The 18,246-nt window shown below is 53.8% G+C and carries 14 protein-coding genes and 1 pseudogene; 5 read left to right on the plus strand and 10 right to left on the minus strand.

Going from position 1 to position 18,246, the window contains the following annotated elements:
* Nucleotides 1-53 precede the first annotated feature (53 nt).
* Together LOY55_RS18925 and LOY55_RS18930 are read right to left on the minus strand one after the other, a co-directional pair.
* Nucleotides 54-323 carry a type II toxin-antitoxin system RelE/ParE family toxin gene (locus tag LOY55_RS18925; RefSeq protein WP_109786729.1) on the minus strand — a complete coding sequence of 90 codons (270 nt, stop codon included), beginning with the start codon at nucleotides 321-323 and terminating at the stop codon, nucleotides 54-56.
* A complete protein-coding gene (locus LOY55_RS18930) occupies nucleotides 313-504 on the minus strand; it encodes a hypothetical protein (protein ID WP_046030461.1) in 192 nt (63 codons plus the stop codon). Before LOY55_RS18930 ends, LOY55_RS18925 begins: the two co-directional genes overlap by 11 nt.
* A gap of 488 nt (nucleotides 505-992) precedes the next feature.
* On the opposite strand from LOY55_RS18930, the gene LOY55_RS18935 reads away from it, so the two are divergent.
* Genes LOY55_RS18935 through LOY55_RS18950 form a run of 4 tightly spaced genes read left to right on the plus strand, consistent with a single transcriptional unit; the run spans nucleotide 993 to nucleotide 7,473 of the window.
* Nucleotides 993-3,200, plus strand: coding sequence for a hypothetical protein (locus LOY55_RS18935; protein WP_258666254.1), 2,208 nt, complete (start codon nucleotides 993-995; stop codon nucleotides 3,198-3,200).
* The gene (locus LOY55_RS18940; RefSeq protein ID WP_258666257.1) at nucleotides 3,193-5,211 is read left to right on the plus strand and encodes a tyrosine-type recombinase/integrase; all 2,019 of its coding nucleotides are present in this window, start codon (nucleotides 3,193-3,195) and stop codon (nucleotides 5,209-5,211) included. Before LOY55_RS18935 ends, LOY55_RS18940 begins: the two co-directional genes overlap by 8 nt.
* On the plus strand, nucleotides 5,201-6,169 hold the full coding sequence (locus tag LOY55_RS18945) for a hypothetical protein (RefSeq protein ID WP_258666259.1): 969 nt from the start codon (nucleotides 5,201-5,203) through the stop codon (nucleotides 6,167-6,169). The genes LOY55_RS18940 and LOY55_RS18945 overlap by 11 nt, the downstream gene beginning before the upstream one ends.
* Entirely contained in the window at nucleotides 6,166-7,473 is a 1,308-nt protein-coding gene (locus tag LOY55_RS18950) for a site-specific integrase (RefSeq protein WP_258666261.1), read from the plus strand. Before LOY55_RS18945 ends, LOY55_RS18950 begins: the two co-directional genes overlap by 4 nt.
* Nucleotides 7,474-7,942: 469 nt before the next feature.
* Here the strand turns inward: LOY55_RS18950 and LOY55_RS18955 are convergent, their stop codons facing one another.
* Together LOY55_RS18955 and LOY55_RS18960 are read right to left on the minus strand one after the other, a co-directional pair.
* Entirely contained in the window at nucleotides 7,943-9,328 is a 1,386-nt protein-coding gene (locus tag LOY55_RS18955; RefSeq protein WP_258666263.1) for a DEAD/DEAH box helicase, read from the minus strand.
* Entirely contained in the window at nucleotides 9,325-9,906 is a 582-nt protein-coding gene (locus LOY55_RS18960; RefSeq protein WP_258666265.1) for a hypothetical protein, read from the minus strand. The genes LOY55_RS18955 and LOY55_RS18960 overlap by 4 nt, the downstream gene beginning before the upstream one ends.
* A gap of 110 nt (nucleotides 9,907-10,016) precedes the next feature.
* Between LOY55_RS18960 and LOY55_RS18965 the strand changes: the two genes are divergently transcribed.
* Nucleotides 10,017-10,271 (plus strand): helix-turn-helix domain-containing protein, encoded by a 255-nt coding sequence (locus LOY55_RS18965; RefSeq protein WP_258666267.1) that lies wholly within the window; start codon nucleotides 10,017-10,019, stop codon nucleotides 10,269-10,271.
* Nucleotides 10,272-10,974: 703 nt separating this feature from the next.
* Here LOY55_RS18965 and LOY55_RS18975 read toward each other — a convergent pair.
* The 6 genes and pseudogenes from LOY55_RS18975 to LOY55_RS19000 form a co-directional block, all read right to left on the minus strand.
* Nucleotides 10,975-11,844: pseudogene (locus LOY55_RS18975) on the minus strand (transposase).
* 772 nt (nucleotides 11,845-12,616) lie between these two features.
* Nucleotides 12,617-13,675, minus strand: a complete 1,059-nt coding sequence (locus LOY55_RS18980) for a 3-keto-5-aminohexanoate cleavage protein (protein WP_258666268.1) — start codon at nucleotides 13,673-13,675, stop codon at nucleotides 12,617-12,619.
* A 576-nt stretch (nucleotides 13,676-14,251) separates the two neighbouring features.
* Nucleotides 14,252-14,992 carry an SDR family NAD(P)-dependent oxidoreductase gene (locus LOY55_RS18985; protein WP_258666271.1) on the minus strand — a complete coding sequence of 247 codons (741 nt, stop codon included), beginning with the start codon at nucleotides 14,990-14,992 and terminating at the stop codon, nucleotides 14,252-14,254.
* 24 nt (nucleotides 14,993-15,016) lie between these two features.
* Nucleotides 15,017-16,147, minus strand: coding sequence for an FAD-binding oxidoreductase (locus LOY55_RS18990; RefSeq protein WP_258666273.1), 1,131 nt, complete (start codon nucleotides 16,145-16,147; stop codon nucleotides 15,017-15,019).
* Nucleotides 16,148-16,169: 22 nt separating this feature from the next.
* Nucleotides 16,170-17,297, minus strand: coding sequence for an NADH:flavin oxidoreductase/NADH oxidase (locus tag LOY55_RS18995; protein WP_258666276.1), 1,128 nt, complete (start codon nucleotides 17,295-17,297; stop codon nucleotides 16,170-16,172).
* Nucleotides 17,298-17,310: 13 nt separating this feature from the next.
* The gene (locus LOY55_RS19000; RefSeq protein WP_258666278.1) at nucleotides 17,311-18,246 is read right to left on the minus strand and encodes a dihydrodipicolinate synthase family protein; all 936 of its coding nucleotides are present in this window, start codon (nucleotides 18,244-18,246) and stop codon (nucleotides 17,311-17,313) included.

Raw genomic sequence — 18,246 nt, forward strand, 5'->3', positions numbered from 1 at the left:
AACAAAGGAGCTGAATAAGCGGAGCGTCGTGTACAGAACAGCCCAATCAAAAGTCAGGGATATTCCTGCCGGGCATGCAAAACGGTCACGATCTCAATTCGATCCGTCACTCTATAGACCACCAGATAAATGGGGTGCACAACAATTTCCCGTGTACCGGGCACACGGCCAAATCGATAAAGGTAAGGATGTTGAGGAAGTGCTGAGGTAGCAACTTCAATAGCTTGGTACAACTCACTAGCCGCTACAAGGTGACGGTCGCCAATATAATCCAGAATTTGCCAGAGTTCAGCCCGAGCCTCGGGCCGCCACTCAACCAGCATCGCGCTTGTTGCGCTTGGATTCGATCAAGGCTCGCATATCAGCCATCACCTGATCGTGTGGGACATTCGGGCGTGGATCATCGAGCGAGGCTTGCACTTTGGCACGAAACCAATGGTCGTAGCTGGCAGCCTGCTCTTCAGTTTCAAACTCTGAAACGATGGGGGAAAGTTCGGCGCTCATAGTGACCTCCGGATTTGATGTTTAGCAGTCTAATCGGTAAGTGGCTTGCTGTCGTCGCTGGCAAGATGAAGGGCGTTCATGCCTGCTACCGACAATCCGCTCACTCCTTCCTGATTGCAGCGACCACGCTACCCGCCTCGCTTCCGAGCGCCAAGCCTAAAACCCTGTGGGATATTTCTTCGATTATTTGAAAGCAGTCGCACGTCTTACGGTGCCTGTTTTATGACGCACGGTTGCCGCCCCAGCCACTTTCGTAAGGCCCGGCTCCTTCTCAACCCTGCTTCAAATCAAGGCAATACGTGTAATACCCCTTAGTTCCCCTTGCGGTGTCGAGTAAACCGACTAGTCTTAGTGTTTCCTGGGCCAGCTTGTAAACCAGCGCCAACCCTTTGATGTGCTGGTCACACATAGCGCGCGTTAATTGGCCGAATCCTTTAGATAAACGTTGAGGTATTGCCCGCAGCGTTATCAAGACTGAGGTGGTGCTGGTGACTCGAGTCGAAACGTCTACCACCAAAATCCGACAGGTTCGGAGCTCCAGCGGTCCGCCAATCGACTGCACCTACCTAGAACACCCAGCTTTTGATGAACACTCCAACCTTTGCCAGTCACTGCACTTGACGTTCATCCATTACGTCCCGCAGAGACTCGATTCGTCGGCATATTTGCTGCGAAAAAGTATCAATCTTTTTTTTGATTTTTTTGCGGCGCATACAGCGCTGAATCCTAAACCCCTTCACCTGAAAGCACTGACGGACATTACCGCCCCCGTATTTAAAAGCTTTGCCAGTTATGTATTAAGACGGGGTGAAAAATCCGAATCGGCGGCTGTCTTGCGCTCTGCCCTCTCCATCGTGGCGCGTGAAACGGAGAACATCCCCTTACTAGATTTACCAGCGATTTCGGCCACCCAAGCAAACCCCACCCATCCATTAGCCGCAGACGGAACGGCCTCCATACAGGAAAGTTTGAACCGTCAAATCGACCTGATTTACGAAAAACTGCGCTTTCGCGACGAAATTCATTGCTCGACACCGTACACATTCGAAGAGCTATCGCACTTAATAGAGAAGTCGTTCACCGAACATCAGGTCATGATCTGGGTGAAACATCACACCATCCACAACAACAAAATGAGCCGGTACAGGTTAGCGACTCGAACCAAACGCTGCGTGGCGCTTCATGGCGTGATGACCTCACCTTTCGTGGCGATGAAACTATTAAAGGAGTATGAAATTAAACAGGGCGATGTACTGATCCCACCTGATTTTGATCCTGAGATGGGGCTCAAAGATAATATTTATAACTGGAAGCCCGATTGGTTTCGTGTCCTGAAAACCTTTATAGTTCACGATTTTCCGTTTAACTTGACCCGCACGCAACGCCAAACCTATTACTCCAATTACTCACTGAGCAGCACGAGTAAATGTACTAATGTGGTACAACTCATCATTTTTCGCCTGACCAGATCTTGCGAATACTTCGAAAGAAAATATGAGGACAGCCCGAGACTCTCGCAAGTGCTGTATCAGTATTACCCAAGCCAAGTGGACGTCGGCGCCATTGTTTTGATGATGATGTTGCAATCAGGCTGGAACAAAGAAACGGTAATGGCCATCAATTCCGACGACTTTGAGCACGCCTTGACCGGCGTGATTGAGTCCAACATTAAAATCATCTTCTCGGAGAAGGTCCGCGGTAGCACCCGCACCGGTCCCTATTCACCAAACAAGGCCCCGCAGACACCCAAGCGAATGTATTCTCCGAGCAATGCCGAGGATCCCTATTCGCTCTACAACCTGATTCTGCTCGCGAAAGACCTGATCAAGCCGCTTTACGACATTCAACAGCCGCCCGACAGTAATGATCAAGTTGATAATGGGAACCCATTATTCAGCTATCTGAACAAGTACTACACTTGGAAAAATCAACTGGTTTCCACCCTTGATGGACGGGACTATCGATTATCTCAAGCTGTCGCCGAATTTCTCCAGCTCTACCCCGTGGTGGACAACGGGGAACGCCTCATGCGCACCGCCGACCTTACCCGTCGCCTGCGCCCCACCTGGACTGCCCACCGTAAACAGCAATTCTCCCTGGAGCTGGTGTCCCAAATGCTGGGCCACGAATTCGAGGCGACCACCGATATCTATTACGACTCATCGCCCCAAGCTCACCGTGATCGGCTCACGCGACTCAGAGGAGAGTTGGAGGAGGTGTTGCATCTGCTGCGCATTCGAAAATTCAAGGGCCTGCTCAGCGCTCATGCAGAAAGCCGTGCAAATGCGGACCTTCACATCTTTCACATTCCTGGGCATGAGTTGGCCTTATGGGGGTGTACGGACCGTTATACACCCGACTGGTACGGCCATCGATCGCAGGTCAGGGACGGGGAACCGTGCGCCCACCTGGAGCAATGCTGTTTCTGCAGCCGTGTGCGCATTCTTCAAGACTCGTTGCCCTATCTGATCGAGCGCCGCGCTCACATCGAAGAGCAGCTCAGTGACGCCCAAGATCTGCCGCAGATGGGGCGACTGGAGGATGAGCTCACGACCCTCCATTTCATCCTGGACAACTGGCAAGACAACGACGCAATCAAACATGCCGTGCGCTATCGTAACCGGCACAAGCCACTGCTTCCCAGAAATTTATCCGACCTGAATGTGATCTTCAAAACAGGAGAGATGAATGAGTGACACTCAGTTCTACGACGAATTGATTGATGACTTCGAACGTCAACTCATCGATGGCTCTTTGACCGAGCTGGAAAATTATGTTCAGCGAAGCGCTGACTTGTCGCCGAACAAAGAGAGTGTTTTGGTGGCGATGCTCAGCGCCGGTGGCGGTGATTTCCCAATCAATGAGCGGTGCCGTTATCAAAGTCAACAATGGGTCTTTGACTCCAAATCCATCGGTACAACCCCCCAAGTGCCTTTTAATCACCTGACACCAGGTGCCAATACGTTGAAGCGCGCCCTAAGTTTCTATCGCATTCCGGAATTCTCTTACCACAACATCAAGAGCTACCGCACCACGGCGACGCGTTCGCGGGATTTTATCGCCCTGGAAAAATTCCTATTTATAGCGAACCACCTGACCTGCTTGCCTGAGCACATCCGGCTGATCACCCCTAAAATGATCAACCAAGCCCTGGATATGGCCCGCGACAGCGAGGCGAAATCCAACTATTTCACGCTGTTCACCATCCTTCGTTTTTGGTCGGCGCTCTCCGTTCAAAAACTGATTCCCGAGCCGTTAAGACTCGACGTCCCCCTCAGTCATTTCAACTATGAGGAGCGCCGCCGGGACGTCATTGCCGTTCATGAAGGCTCCATACAGTCCTGGGTACCCTTTTCTGAACAAGAATTGCAGAGCCTTATCGAGTACGCGCTATTCTGGCTGGAAAAAGCCCTGCCTGTCCTGCTCGACTTCAATCAACGACTGTTAGACAGTGGTCTGCTCGAGCGCTACCCAAAAGGTAAGATTGATCGATATTCAAGAGATGCAGCCCTGGAACGGTTATTCCACATTGAAGTGGAAGGTGAGGTACTCATGGAGATCGCTAGAACAGACAGCTCTCGCCAAGGTCGTCCCGCATACTTGTATACGTGGAAGACGCGCTACGCCGAGATGCTTGACCACGTTCGCAATGCCATTTTTATCCTAGTCGCGCTATTAACAGGGGCCCGGTCTTCGGAGCTAGCCCCCCTTCAACGACAGCACCTGCGCAATGAACGTCCCGACCAATCAGGCGATTTTTGGCTTCAAATCACGCGTTGGAAGACCTCAAGCGACCCTAATTACAACGGACAAACCGAAGAATTACCCCTTCCGCGCTTTGCTGCCGAAGCGATACTCAGCTTGTATAAACTCAAAGAGCTCGCCGGTTTTGAACAGGCGCGTTTTCTTTTTCAATCCAACGCCGGACGCAGAGCCAATATTAAAGCCGACCCACAACTTCTGAGATTCGTGGTCAATCAAATTGCGGAGAATACCGGCGTCCAACACATCCATCCCCACCGGTTCAGAAAAAGCATTGCCGAAATCCTGATCAATCGCGACGAACGCAACATCGACATTATACGCGCCCTCTTCGGACACAAAAGCTACGACATGACCCTCAAGTACATCGCTAGAAATCCCGCGATGGTGCGCTGTATCGCAGCCGTGTTGGAGCAAAATTTTACCGCTGACTTTCAAGAAATCGTTTCGCAAATTCGTTACGGCGTCTACTCGGGTGAAGTGGCGGATAGGATTGCGCAACACATACAAGCACGGCCTCTCGAGTTCACCGGATCTCAACTCAAACTCACGCTACACAATTACATCATTCACATCTTAAGATCCGGCAGTCCGCTGCTCATTAAACGCACCGCACTGGGCACCTATTGTGTGACAGCCGAGAAATTCTCTGACGACAATGCCCCGCCCTGTATCGCCGGGAACGCCGAGCGGCATCACGAGCATCGCCCCAACCCGTCGAACTGCGATTATACGTGCCGCAAGATCGTCGTGTTCCTGAAAGCCAAACAAGCCCTGGAAGACAACATTCACTTTTATGAAAAGATCCTTGCAGATCAAAATTGCGCGCTGCCGGCACCGGCCAAACGCCAGATCTTGGATAAGATCAGTGCCTATCGCGCGCACCTGTCCAACCTGAGTGCCCCCCACAATATCGCCGTGGTGGAGTTGAGCCATGAGCAGTGAAACCCGGCAACGGTTAATGACTATCATCACCGACAGGTTGCTGAGCGGCGCGGCGCGTACCATCAATATAGGCGACCTGGCCACGGCGGCCGGAATCTCCCGACAAGCTTTTCATCGTTACTACAGCGACCTCAAGCCCTATGCGAATGGCACCCGGCCCGCGACCGAACTATTGGATCAGGACTTCTTGACCAGCAAAGATCTCTTGAGCAAAGCCCATCAACGCATTACGGAGCTGACGAACCAACTCAATAACGTAGAGCGTCTCCACGCCACTCAATTACGACGCACAGTGGATCAGCATATTACCAGCTTGATGAACAATGACCTGGCGATCTTCGAAGCCGACAGCATTCGTTCGGCGTCGGAAAAACAATCATTGGTCATCGCCGACTATGTCGCGCAGATCCAGGCTCTCAAAACCCAACTCACCCAAAACGAGCTGCGCAACCAGACTTCGGTGGAGTACAGCCTGGCGCAGGTACTGTTTTTCCAGCCCAAGCTAAACAAGGCCTATCAGCAGTTTCAAACTTCCCACGACATCAAAGAGTACGAAGCGCACAAAGATAGTGAAATGCTCAAGATCGCGCATAAAATCAACGCGCTTCACCCGTCAGCCTTTGAACTGGTCATCTACATCGACAAATACATCAGTCAGTTTTCAAACTTCAAGCATAGATTCCGAGAGCGCCAGGATACAGCGCTCTGTGTGGTGTGTGCGCCCATTTACGACCTGACCGAACTGCAGGCCACGTTTCTCGATTACGTCACATCACCGTGCCGCATTGCCCTCCATGTCCCGCAATGCGAGTCCAACGCCGCAGCTGCGGCGCAACGCGCTTTTTTTGCGCGCAACGTGCCCGCTGAAGTGTTGAATGCAGCCGATCACGCGGATCATTTTTATCTTAGAAAAGGCATCGACCAGGTTACCTACTTTTTAGTCAGGAGTGGCGAGTGAGGAACTTTCGCAAGCGTCTCATTGACTATGAGAGCGTCGACATTGGCCTCAAGGTTCGACATTACATCGTGACCGCCGAAGAGCAGGGCAAGACCGTCCTGCTGAGTTACCCGAACCTATATCTATACGACAAGTCGCGTTCGTCAATCAAAACGTCGGAGCGCTATGCGGCCACGATCGTGATGTTCTATGCCTACCTCAGTGAGCTGTCTCGATTCAAACCGCTTTCGGCATCACAATATCATGTGATCTGTACCAACCAGGACATTCGCCGCTGGCAAGTCATGCGCCTTATCAGGCGACAAGCCCAAGGCACCTGCCGGCCGTCGTCGGCAACGATTTTTGAAGATGCCAAAATCGTGCTGAATTTTTTTCTGTGGCTGGACCGCAAAGCCATCCCGCACCTGGTCAAACTCACCTCCACGACTTGGCTGCCAAATTATAAAAGCGAACGGATGCTCAACTACATTGCGGCAAAAGCCCAGGAGCGGGTGAATACCGACAGCATTCGAGTCTTGGACCAGGAAAACCGGCAACGCCGAATGGACGGGCTAATCACTCCCCAGGAAATCGCGGTGTTCATGCACAGCTTCGCCGATCCCGTCTATGTCTGCATGTTCATGCTGTCCCTAGGCACCGCAATGCGCCCCATGGACGTCTGTCGTTTCCCCTATGTGGGTAATGGCGTCAATAGCCATATTGTCCCGTACACCGAGATGGATCAGCGCTACCTGAGCACGACCGTTGACTATGTGGTCCACCTCAGTAAGGGACGGAAGACACGGCAAATAGTGATTCATGTCGATGATTTGAAGCGCCTGCAAACCGAGTACACTGATCAATACTACGTTCAGCGGGCAGCCAAATATCGCGCTCGACACGGCGTAGCTTGCCCCCCAGATATATTGTTTTTAACCGAGAACGGGCACCCCATTACGCCGAAAATGATTGCCGCGCGCAGTTACAGCGCGAAACGACGTGCCATAGTGACGGATCCTGAATTTCGACCTCAGCTCAACTTTTATGCTGCGAGGCATTGGTGGCCGACCCAATTTCTAATCCGTTTTTTTGGCGACAAGCTAATCAACAGCGATTCAAGGCTATTCAACCTAGCCGCCGCCCAAATGTTGCAAAATCAGATGGGGCACAGTCAACTGTCGACGACCTTCAAGCATTACGTCGACCTGGCGCGGCTGATTTTGTATTTGAATCTCAACAACGTCGAGGAGGTGCTGGCGTGCTCCAGCCAAAGCACCCTGCGCTTACTTGATTATCTGCGCGAACAGCGACTGAAAACACCATGATCCGCCCACCTTCGTGCGCCCGGGTAATTACATCAACTTGACCAGGACGCGTACTACATCTACTCCAGCGCAGAATCGGCAAGAGAAATGGAAGCCTAACCCGCCAGAAAGAATATCGGCGACATTGTCCGCCAAGTGGATGGGATGTCAGCAGTAGTGCCCCCCAAGAAGTCCAATAATTAATATAAAATATATAATCGAATGAATTTATTGATTTTTTAAGAGTAATTTTGGCGCGGATAACGCCTATCTCCCAAAATTTTCGCATTCACCGCGCCCCGTCCTGCAAATGTCCCCCATCCTAGCGTGCTGAGTTCTCATGCTTCTCTCAAAGAATGCTCAAAGACAGTCGGGCGTGGGGGAGAGTCGACGGCACTCAGACGTCGGCGATTCAAGGGTTTCAACCCACAGAAATCCTTTAATTTTTTAGTCAGACTAATACGGCTTCGTGACGGATAGTACAAACACGTCAGAATACAGCCAGCAACTGCTGACGATAGTTTTTCGAAAAGCTTAAGTGATAAGACGATAAAGACGCCGAATCACCGGCCGATAAAAATTTCTGCACAATGGTGGTGCCTAATGAGCTGCATTCTTCCTCCTCGCTATCTTGCATGAAAGTACCCAACTCGCCTTCTGTGGATAAAACCTCCCCCCGAGATACACGTACAGCAGACACGACAGCCAAATCATCAGGTAAATCATCAGCAATACGTTGGGAAAATTGCTTCAGCGTCGGCTCCGCCAATACGAACAACCAAGCTTGATCATCAATTCCACCCATACGTCGAAGAACCCTTCCCAAGACTTGGCGGTAATGCAGTTCTGTGCGAATCCGACTAAGGTAGCAACATACTTGCAACCGAGGAATATCAGTTCCCTCACTTATCATTCCCACAGCAACAACCCATCGGCAGTCGCTATTTTTAAACCCGTTGATGACCTGCTGTGCGTCTGGGGTTCTAGTGGTCACAACTTGGAAACTTTCACCCTTACTCTTGAGCGCCAAAGCGACTTGTTGAGCATGTTCGATATTGGTGGCAACGACTAACCCGGCGGCGTCCGGCTTGAGTTTTCGCACTTCATCGAGCTTCTTGCTTCCCAGATCGAGTAATTGATTAAGTGCGTCCTCATGACAAATTAAGTCTTCGTAAGAGACCGGAGATTCACGTAATAGCGTAGCGATGCTTGGAAACTGTTTAACGGTACTATTATTAGAAAAATCCTCTTTGAGCCTCAGCATCTGGTTATCTAAGAGAACGATACGAGGTGACCGGCAAACGCCGTCGGAAATTGCTTCTTTAAGGCCATAGCGATAGTCGCAAATCAATCGACCCTCCGGATTGGAGTAACGAGCCAGAGCAATGGCTCTATCATCCGAGCGCCATGGTGTGCCCGATAGCGCCAAGGTAAAGGCAGCGCGATCCTGCATTTTTAAAAGAATTTGTTGACCCCAAGCGTTGCTCAACAGCGGATCGTATCCTGAGCAGTGATGGATCTCGTCGAATACTGCAAACACGCGGTAGTCATCGAAAAGCCTCCAGAAAGTTTCATCCTGGTGTTCCATCGCTTGATAGGTACTCGCGGCTCCTACGGCACCGATAAGCCCATCCAGACGCTTCCCAAGTACAGCGGAGAATGTCGAGCGAAAGCCGTCGACTACTTGGCAAGACGGAGCGAAACACAGCACGAGATCAATCTTGCCTTGCTCCAACAGTTGTCGAGCCAGCTCTGCGGCCATGCGTGTCTTCCCGGCCCCTGGAGTGGCTTGACAGAAGAAGTGCGGCGTTGTGGTGTAGTGCTCCAGCGCTATGTCAATGCATTGGCTCTGCCATTTTCTCGGCGATACTTTCATCGTGCGGTCATGACTGTCTTGAGCGTCTTTTCGACCGCTCGGAGATGTCCTAGAAGACGAGAGCTTCGGTCTCGAGCTTCGAGATAATCACCTTCGACTTGGTCTTTCAGATGCGGCATTTCGTCGAGCAGTTGCTTATATCGCTCCGTTTCTCCCATGGAGGAAAGGAAGTCAAGCCGAATCTCTTTTAGTATGGATTCCAGGTGTTCTACCACATCTGGCCCAGGCTCCTCTGAGTTGATGCCTTGTGAGGGTTGATGCAGCGGCTTATTCACCGACTTGACTCTGTTCTCGTACCCATTATCGATAAGCTCCACCTGTAGATTCGCTGGAATACCCTGCCAGTGATAGATCTGCCCCCGCTTTTGTCGTTTTTCATCCTGAATAACCCATCCGGTACGCAGCATCCGTCTGATCTGCTCATAGACATATCTGCGCAGGTCGCTGCTGTTGAATGTAATACCCTCCAGGTGAGTGGCGTAAGCGTTACGCAGGTCGTTTGTCGTAAATTGGCGTAGGTGCCCCTGCTGAAGCAGGTCGTAGAGCCGCCTGTCTAAAATGAATGAATCGGGTTTCATGCAGGCACCTGGAAGGGAAATTCGCGGATCGGTCAAAATGCGGATTATAGTCCGTGGCCGATTCATCCGCAAACGCAAGATAGTGCCGCCTCAGTGGAGACGAGGCGGATATGCATCAGCTTGCAAAGGCATTGGGCGAAAGAATACGGACACAACGCAAGGCCAAAGGGTTTTCCCAAGATGCCTTGGCGCACTCCTGTACTGTCGATCGTAGCTATATGGGTCGAATTGAGCGCGGCGAAGTGAATATCACCGTAGAAAAGCTATATCGCATAGCCAACGTTCTGGAATGCGAGCCTCAGTACCTGTTGCCTGAAACGCTTTCTCTCCACGAGTTGGCTTCTAATCCGGCCGCAAGCGACTGAACCATATTTAGTCGGCGCTCAATGACCGAAACTGACAAGTTAATGATCAAAATGCGCAGCACCGCTTGGTAAGCGCCAACAGGTGCCCTACCCTAGCCGCAAACTCCCCCATGAGTTTTCACTACGATTGGAATTTTTTCATTAAGAATGGAACCAGCCATCCACAGCCAGCGCGTCGCGAAAACCTTGAACGCCAACATGGGCGCCGTTTGTGAAAGTTTTTATGTCGTGAAGTCGGATCGTTGCTAGAAGAATTTCCGCGGTGCGGCGCTGAACAGCCGCACTCCGAAGCCCCCCTCCTGCTTGGCAATACTCTTAGCTCCCCTGCTAGTATCGCTCAAACATCGAGCGACCTCCGCGAGGCTGCCGATTCCGGCGCTGCGCACAACGCATTCGATATAGGTTTCCATAGGCGCCACTATAAACTTGTGGTTTAGACGGCCTATTGCATTAACTACCTACCTTCCCTTTAGTGGTCATTAGAAAATAAAATGAAGTCATTAGTTCTTAAAACAGGTAAGCATGTCGGCCCCCCTTTGCGGCGGCAGCAATCGGCCCAGAGTGTGAAAAAACGCTAGATCCCGCTTCGATCTTCAAGGCTGAGCGGCTTCGTAGCCTGATCAAGCCACGACTTCCCTTTCTGATGAGCTAAACCGCCCCAGCAACGCGCCAGATCATCGGGTCACGTAAAAACAGGCGGTTTTTAGGCCGTTAGCGCCTTCATCAAGTGATGGGGACCGATGATTTTCATGACCCGTTTTCAAGTTGTAGGCGAGCACATTCAAGCTCATCTCCGTACGCACCCCGGCCAGCTTTCGCGTCAGGAAGTGCGTCGCCCCCATCCATTGTTTGAGCGTCCCAAAGGGATGCTCAACCGTCCGTTTTCGGACTCGCATCATCTCTGGTGCTTTGCTCAGCCGAAGCTGCATCCCCTCCAATACATCTTCATGCTCCCAGCGTCGAACTCGTCGTTCCGTGCTCGGTGTGCAGTGCGATTTCAGTGTGCAGTTCTGGCATTTCGAACTCCAGTTGCGGTGCAACTTCAGGCCTTTTTTAACGCTGGAAAAATGCCAGATCAGCGCATTGCCAGCTGGACAAATGTATTCGTTTTTTTGCCGCGTTATAGATGAGGGCGTCGTTATTGAAACGCCCGTCAGCCTTGGCTCCAGAGGTCATCGGCTTGGGCACACAACACAACGAACTGGCGACAGACGCCTCGGATGGCTTTGCTGTTGTCTTTTCGGAAGTTGGCGATCGTCTTGAAGTCCGGCATCAAACGCCCGGTCAACCACATCAGTTCGATGTTGCGTTGGGCTTCTCGCTCCGAACGTCGGCTCGACTGGATGCGGTTGAGATAGCCGTAGATGTAGATCTTCAGCAAGATCGCGGGGTGGTAAGCAGGCCGGCCAGTATCGGCTGGAATGGCACCTTCAAAATCCAGAGTGACCAGGTCGAGTTCGTCGACGAAGACGTCGACTACGCGGACCGGATTGGTATCGCTGACGTAGTCGTCGAGGCTCTCGGGAAGTAAGGTGCCTTGGCCTCGATGTTCACCTTGGATAAAGCGCTTCATGGGCGATCCCTGCGATGAAATCCTCAGAAATCATAGCAGGGCTAACGGCGGCGTTATGTTCAGACATTAATGCCTTTTTCGACCGCCTGTAGTTGCCTTACCGGGTCCCAACCACTCGGTGACGCTTGAGCTTTGCTCCACCAAAGCATTCCTTTAGAGATCCATAATCTCCGAAGATCAGCATGAGCAGATGTCGCGTCATCGTAGCCAAACTGTGTACCGCAGGACGGGCAGATGCCAAACGAAGAGCAACCAACGTCGTCGTATGGAGGATCTTCAAGCCCGGCGTATCCACAAACCGGACAAAGATATGAAACGTTGCCTGCAATCATCCAACCCCAGATTTCTAGCCTCTAGCCCACGCTGTCGGCGTGCCTGCTGATCGCCGGAATTTTATACTGAATCTGAGCAACTGATGTCTAACCAGGGCTGAGTAGGGCGAAACATTCCGGATGAAAGCGGCTAACAAAGGTTTTGACACACTCTGGGCCGGTTTCTGCCTGTTATGACTGGCCGAAATCGACCCAGGCTGCGTGAAACGCTAGCACTGGATTTGAGCTCCGATCCTCTAAGTAACATCTGCGAGCGTTGGCCCACTGAACGCATCTGGATCTTGCTTGGAGGTAAGATACTTGTTCTGTTTTTTGCAAGGCTCAACTGATCGGCGGGGTTTTCACGCCGCCGATGCCAAAAGCGGCCGTTCATATCTCATGAGCGAACGGCATCTATTCCATCCAGTCCAGCCCCATACTCGTTCCCCTCACAAAATGGCTCAGGCCTTCTTGCGCAAGAATCCCTGCTGGCCACCGTTGCGGTTAGGCGCGAAGCCATTGGCCTCTAGGCTTTCTTCCACAGTGTCGTAGAACACGCCGATCTTACTGATCTCACGCGCCTGCTGGGCGGTGGCGATCGGGCGACCGAACTCGAGGGAGATGCGCACCAGTTGCTCGATCTGTTCAACGGTGGACATTTTCCCCGTTTGCGCCTGATTCCAGAGGTTATCCTCGATGCCGCAGCGCACGTGCAGGCCCATCGCAATGCCCATCATGTTGATAGGCAGTACGTTGCGCGTCGAGCTTTCCACGGTGAGCACTGCGCCATCCGGCACGGCACGCACGATGTTAGCCAGGCTGTAGATGTTAGGCACATCCATCCCGCCGCCGATCGCCACCCAGTTCATTACCAACGGGCCCTTGTAGACGCCGCGGCGCATCAGCCGTTCGACCGAGTCGAAACTATTGATATTGTAGCACTGGAAGGCGCTCTGGATGCCCGCGGCCGTGAGGCGTCGTACGTGCTCTTCCACCCAGCCCGGCTGCGCCGGCACCGTCATTTCCTTGTAGGCGTTGTAGACAGCAGGGTCTTCCATCGAGGTGCCCTTGATGTCGTTGTTATCCCAGTGCTCGACGACGTTCATCTGCGAGGTGTTCACCGTGACTGTGACTTGGTCGGGCTTTGGATCGAGTTCGGCCAGCATATGGCGCGTATCGTCGCTCAGCCACTTGGCAGCGGCGCCCTCCGATTCCGGCGCAAAGCTGATCGAGCCGCCCACTTGAATGATCATCTCTGGTACAGCTTTACGCACACCGGCTATCAGTTCGTTGAACTTCGACAGGTGCTTAGAGCCCTTGCCGTCCAGTTCACGCACGTGCAAATGCAGCACGGTCGCCCCAGCGTTGTAACAATCCACGGCCTTCTGCACCTGCTCTTCCATGGTTACTGGAATGTCCTCAGGAAAGTCAGAGGGCTGCCACGACGGTGCATAGGGCGCTGCAGTGATGATCAGGGGCTGCTGGTTTTCGGTAAAGAGGTGGCCGTCAAGGAAGTTCATAGGGGTCTCTAAATATTTATTATTGTTGAGCGGAACGCCAGAAAGGTTTGGTACCTATGATGGTGGCGCGCTCCATTTTGCGATGACAGGGTAGGTATATTTGCTGATTGGACTGTAGGCCGAGGGCCTGATCAGTCGCTTCTCATTAAACGACAATGGCATTTCATTTCATGACATGTGTTGAGAAGAGTAAATTTTCTAATAATTGCCGCCGGTAGCCAGTTTTTAGCCTTTCGCGACAGTCACAAATCGGCTGATTCTGTTGAAAACAGTCGGCCATGGTTTTCGCAGCTAAAAAGTACGCGCGCGAGATTGAAATCTTTGCTTCCGGCAAAGGTTTCCATAAGTAGATTTCACGCAGCAGCGTGCAAAAAAGGCGTTTTCAACATTCAATGATTAGGCCGTTTGGGATGACCGACTTTTTCAACAGAATCGGCCACAAGCGGACTGTCGCTGCTCTCTAGATTCAGCTTGGCCCGTTATTATCGCCCAAGAAAATAGGGGGAACCTACGCCACGTTTGGAGCTCATCCCAAGTCATCCCCATAACTCCCATTAGCCGAAAGAGATAGATAGCTCAAAAGCTCTCGATACCCGCATCCACCGGCAACACCACACCGCTGATTCCACTGGCGGCCGGCGAACACAGGAAGTAAACGGCTTCAGCTACCTCTTCGACGCTGACCAAACGCTTAAGGGCGTTGCCTTCGGCCATCGCATGCAGAGCATGTTGCGGAGCAGTTTCGAGCCCATGATTTCGTGCCGCGACGCGACCGAGCAAGGCTTGCGTGGCGACCGGCCCGGGGGCGATAGCATTGACGCGCACACCGTGTGGCCCCAAATCGCGGGCCGCAGAGCGCATAATTCCAAGAACCGCGTGTTTGGACGCGCTATAGGCCATTTGTTGGCCGTGGGCAAAGCGGCCGTTGACCGATGACATCAGAAGCGCCACGCCTCGACTCGCCTTTAGCGCTTCAGCGCTCGCGGCAAGGGTGAACGCCACTCCACGCACATTGATCGCTTGCGCCTGTTCCCACTCGGCAACATCAAGTTCGCCAGTGCTGCGCCACGGCGGCACCCAGCCGGCATTGGCGATGCACACGTCGAGTCGACCGCTTTGCGCGAGAATATGAGCCACGGTCCGTTGCAAGTCTTGGTCGCCGGTGACGTCGCAGGCAATAAAATCCAGAGCGTTTTCGCTGGCCGAGCCCGGCAAGTCTGCGCAATACACTCGGGCCCCGGCTTGGCGGAAACGTTTGGCGAAAGCCAACCCAAAACCGCCCGTGCCGCCGGTGATCAGGACTACTTGTTCAGTCATAGGTCAGCTCCGCAGGCCCAGCCACTAGCGGCATAGGAAAGGTCGGTAATCAATATCCAGTGGCACCGGTTTGTCTTGCACCAGGCTGGCGATGATTCGAGCGATGATTGGCCCGGCGGTGAATCCCATCCACGGGAAAAAATTCATAAAGAAACCGGGCGCTCCGGGTACTTCACCGAGGATCGGCCGCCAGTCATCGGTGCCGTTGACGACCGCTGCCCAGGTACGGATCACACGCAACGGGCCGAGTGTCGGAACCGTTTGCAACGCCAGTGCCATATTCTGTGCCAGCGAGTCCGGGTCAGTCACCGGATGCCCACGGCCGTGCCAGCGCGCCGGCCAACCGCCTCCTATCAGCACCGAACCGATGGCGTTTTGCTTCAGCGTAAGTTTTTCCCCTGCCGAGTACACCAGGTGCGGAATCAATGGCCCGGTCTGTTCGGTCACTGCGACTTGAATCGCAAAGCCCTGCACGTCCGTATGGATGCCAAGCATCGCGGCAATTCGCCCGGCGTCCGCACCCGCTGCGTTGACTACACGACGAGCGATCAGCTCTTCATCGGCCAGCCGCACACGGTAGTTCTGCTGATCACGCTCGAGGCCGACGACCTCGCTGTGGCGGCGGAATTTAACCCCCAGACGTTTTGCCGCATCGGCATACGCCAGCGTTGTAATCAGTGGGCTGGCCTTGCCCTCGATTGGACAAAAAGCACCGCCGATTACCCGATCCGAGAGATACGGCGCGAGCTGGCGGACCGCAATCTGATCGAGCAGATTGACCTCCAGCCCGTGCTCGCGCTCAAGTTCAGCCTTGGCCGCGATTTCGCGCATTTGCTGCTCGGTTGTGGCTACCAACAGGCCACCCTTGGTTGAGACTTCAAGGTCGACGCCAAGCTCGTTTGGCAGTTCGTGCCACATTGCAATGGAACGCGCCATCAACTCGATGCTCGGAGCGAACCGTCGCGCCCACTCGGGGCCCTTGTTGACGAATGGGTCATGGGGAATTTGTGCATGCAGGCTGCCAGCATTCGAGCCCGACGCCTGAGTGTTGAGCTCTGTGCGCTCAAGCACCAGCACGTCCACCCCATCCTTTGCTAGATAGTAGGCCGTGGCACATCCGGCAAGACCGCCGCCGATGACAATCACATCGGCCATGGAAACAACTCCGGATCATCACTCATGTGGCTTTCACCTTCGTGCGCGCCTGTCGTCGGGCGAGAAAAAAACCGTGAGACTGCGGCAGCAGATCATGGGCATCCGGCACTTGCAGTTCCAGCGCTGCGTGATATGCAAAACTTGGATCATCCAGCAATGCCCGACCCAACGCCACCAGATCGGCGGCGCCCTCGGCGATCACTTGGTTGGCGTGCTGCGCTTCGGTGATCATCCCGACCGCCATGGTTGCCACCTCGGCCTCGGCACGAATTCGTGCTGCATAAGGCACTTGGTGCCCCGCAGTGGCGACGGTGGCAGAACGCGCGACCGGTCCCAGGATCCCGCCCGCCGAGCAATCGACCAGGTCAACGCCATCAGCAGCCAACAACGCGGCCAGACGCACACTATCGTCGAGGCTGATGCCGCCCTCCCCGTCGTCCACACAAGATGCGCGATACCACACCGGCATACTCGAAGGTACCACTGCACGCACGGCTCGCACCACCTCGAGCGCGAGCCGTGCGCGGTTGGCGAAATCGCCGCCATAGGCATCGGTACGCAAATTGGCGAGCGGCGAAAAAAACTCATGAATCAAATAGCCATGGGCGCCATGGATCTCGACAAAATCCAGCCCCGCCTCTACCGCACGACGAGCGCCCTGCGCGAACGCCTGGATGACCTGCTGAATGTCATCGTGACTGGCGGCGGCCGGAGTCGGCCAGTCGACGTTATGGGCCAGTGCCGAGGGCGCCAATGTGGGCCATGCGGGGCTCGGACTGTCGGTTGTTAATGGCCCGCTGCCCAGCCACGGCACCGCCGAACTGGCCTTGCGCCCGGCATGCGCCAGTTGCACGCCCAGCGGCACACCTTGCTGATGATAGAGCCCGGCGATGCGCCGAAGGCCGGCGATCTGGTCGTCGTTCCAGATCCCCAGGCAACCGGGGCTGATGCGACCGTCGCGCATCACCGCGGTGGCTTCAAGCAGCGCGCCGCCGATTCCGCCCAGGGCAAACCGGGCGTGATGGGCATAGTGCCAATCGTTGACCAGGCCTTCAGTAGACTGGTACTGACACATTGGCGAGACCACCAGTCGATTGCGAAAATGCACGCCGCGAGATTCGAAAGGGGTGAACAACGGTGGACGGCTCATCACTATTCCTCGCTCATTTCGCAGCTTCAGCAGCCACGTAGCTATTGATGTCGTCGAGGATACTAACGATGCGTGTACGGCGCTCCACGCCTTCCTGCCCCAAGTCAGCGAATTGCGTCAAGGGCGCGCGCACGTCACCGACAGGGTATCCCTGCGATGCTGCCAATGCCTTGGAGTAGCATTGATGACCGTAGGTCGGATGGCCTTCGGCAATGATGTGATCGAAGCTGCTGATCATTGCTTGAATCTTGCTCGCCTCTTGCAGCTTACCTTCCACCAGCGCTTCCCAGAGTCGCGTCGAGGCTCGTGGAATATAGTTGGCGTAAGGGTTCACATAACCGACCGCGCCAAGCAAGAAACTCTCGACTGGACGCTCCCCGGCAAACACGTTCATCACACCCTGCGTGCCTTCTACGATGTCGTAGATCCGCCCGACGTCCATGCTCGCTTCCTTGATGTAACGCACGTTGTCGAAGGCCTTGGTCATACGAGCGACAAGCGCAGCAGACATATCGACATTGGTGGTCACCGGGTTGTTGTAGAGCATGATCGGCAACGAGGTCGACTCAGAAATCGCCCGGTAGTAATTGAAGATCTCGTCCTCGGTCGGGGTGTAATAATACGGCGGTGCAATCATGAATCCATCCGCGCCCAGGGCCTCTGCTTCACGGGTATAACGCACGGCGTTAGGGGTATAGGCGTCTGCAGTGCCGACAAGAACATCGATACGACCGTTGACCAGTTTCACCGTGGTTTCGATGTACTGGGTGCGCTCATCATCCGAGATCGTCAGGAATTCGCCAGTAGTGCCGAGGATGATGATGCCCGGTGAGCCCGCCGCGATTTGCCATTCGATAAACGCTGCCAGAGCCTTGTAGTCGATCTGGCTGCCGTCAGCTGTAAAAGGCGTGACCGTGACGCCGTAACTGCCGCGAAATTCTTTACTCAT

The organism is Pseudomonas sp. B21-040 (assembly GCF_024748695.1).
Taxonomy (GTDB): Bacteria; Pseudomonadota; Gammaproteobacteria; order Pseudomonadales; family Pseudomonadaceae; genus Aquipseudomonas.

Coding starts and splice junctions, on each gene's coding strand:
- LOY55_RS18925 (WP_109786729.1), bottom strand. CDS start 323: ATGCTGGTTGAGTGGCGGCCCGAGGCTCGGGCTGAACTCTGGCAAATT.
- LOY55_RS18930 (WP_046030461.1), bottom strand. CDS start 504: ATGAGCGCCGAACTTTCCCCCATCGTTTCAGAGTTTGAAACTGAAGAG.
- LOY55_RS18940 (WP_258666257.1), top strand. CDS start 3,193: ATGAGTGACACTCAGTTCTACGACGAATTGATTGATGACTTCGAACGT.
- LOY55_RS18945 (WP_258666259.1), top strand. CDS start 5,201: ATGAGCAGTGAAACCCGGCAACGGTTAATGACTATCATCACCGACAGG.
- LOY55_RS18955 (WP_258666263.1), bottom strand. CDS start 9,328: ATGAAAGTATCGCCGAGAAAATGGCAGAGCCAATGCATTGACATAGCG.
- LOY55_RS18960 (WP_258666265.1), bottom strand. CDS start 9,906: ATGAAACCCGATTCATTCATTTTAGACAGGCGGCTCTACGACCTGCTT.
- LOY55_RS18965 (WP_258666267.1), top strand. CDS start 10,017: ATGCATCAGCTTGCAAAGGCATTGGGCGAAAGAATACGGACACAACGC.
- LOY55_RS18980 (WP_258666268.1), bottom strand. CDS start 13,675: ATGAACTTCCTTGACGGCCACCTCTTTACCGAAAACCAGCAGCCCCTG.
- LOY55_RS18985 (WP_258666271.1), bottom strand. CDS start 14,992: ATGACTGAACAAGTAGTCCTGATCACCGGCGGCACGGGCGGTTTTGGG.
- LOY55_RS18990 (WP_258666273.1), bottom strand. CDS start 16,147: ATGGCCGATGTGATTGTCATCGGCGGCGGTCTTGCCGGATGTGCCACG.
- LOY55_RS18995 (WP_258666276.1), bottom strand. CDS start 17,297: ATGAGCCGTCCACCGTTGTTCACCCCTTTCGAATCTCGCGGCGTGCAT.
- LOY55_RS19000 (WP_258666278.1), bottom strand. CDS start 18,246: ATGAGTAAAGAATTTCGCGGCAGTTACGGCGTCACGGTCACGCCTTTT.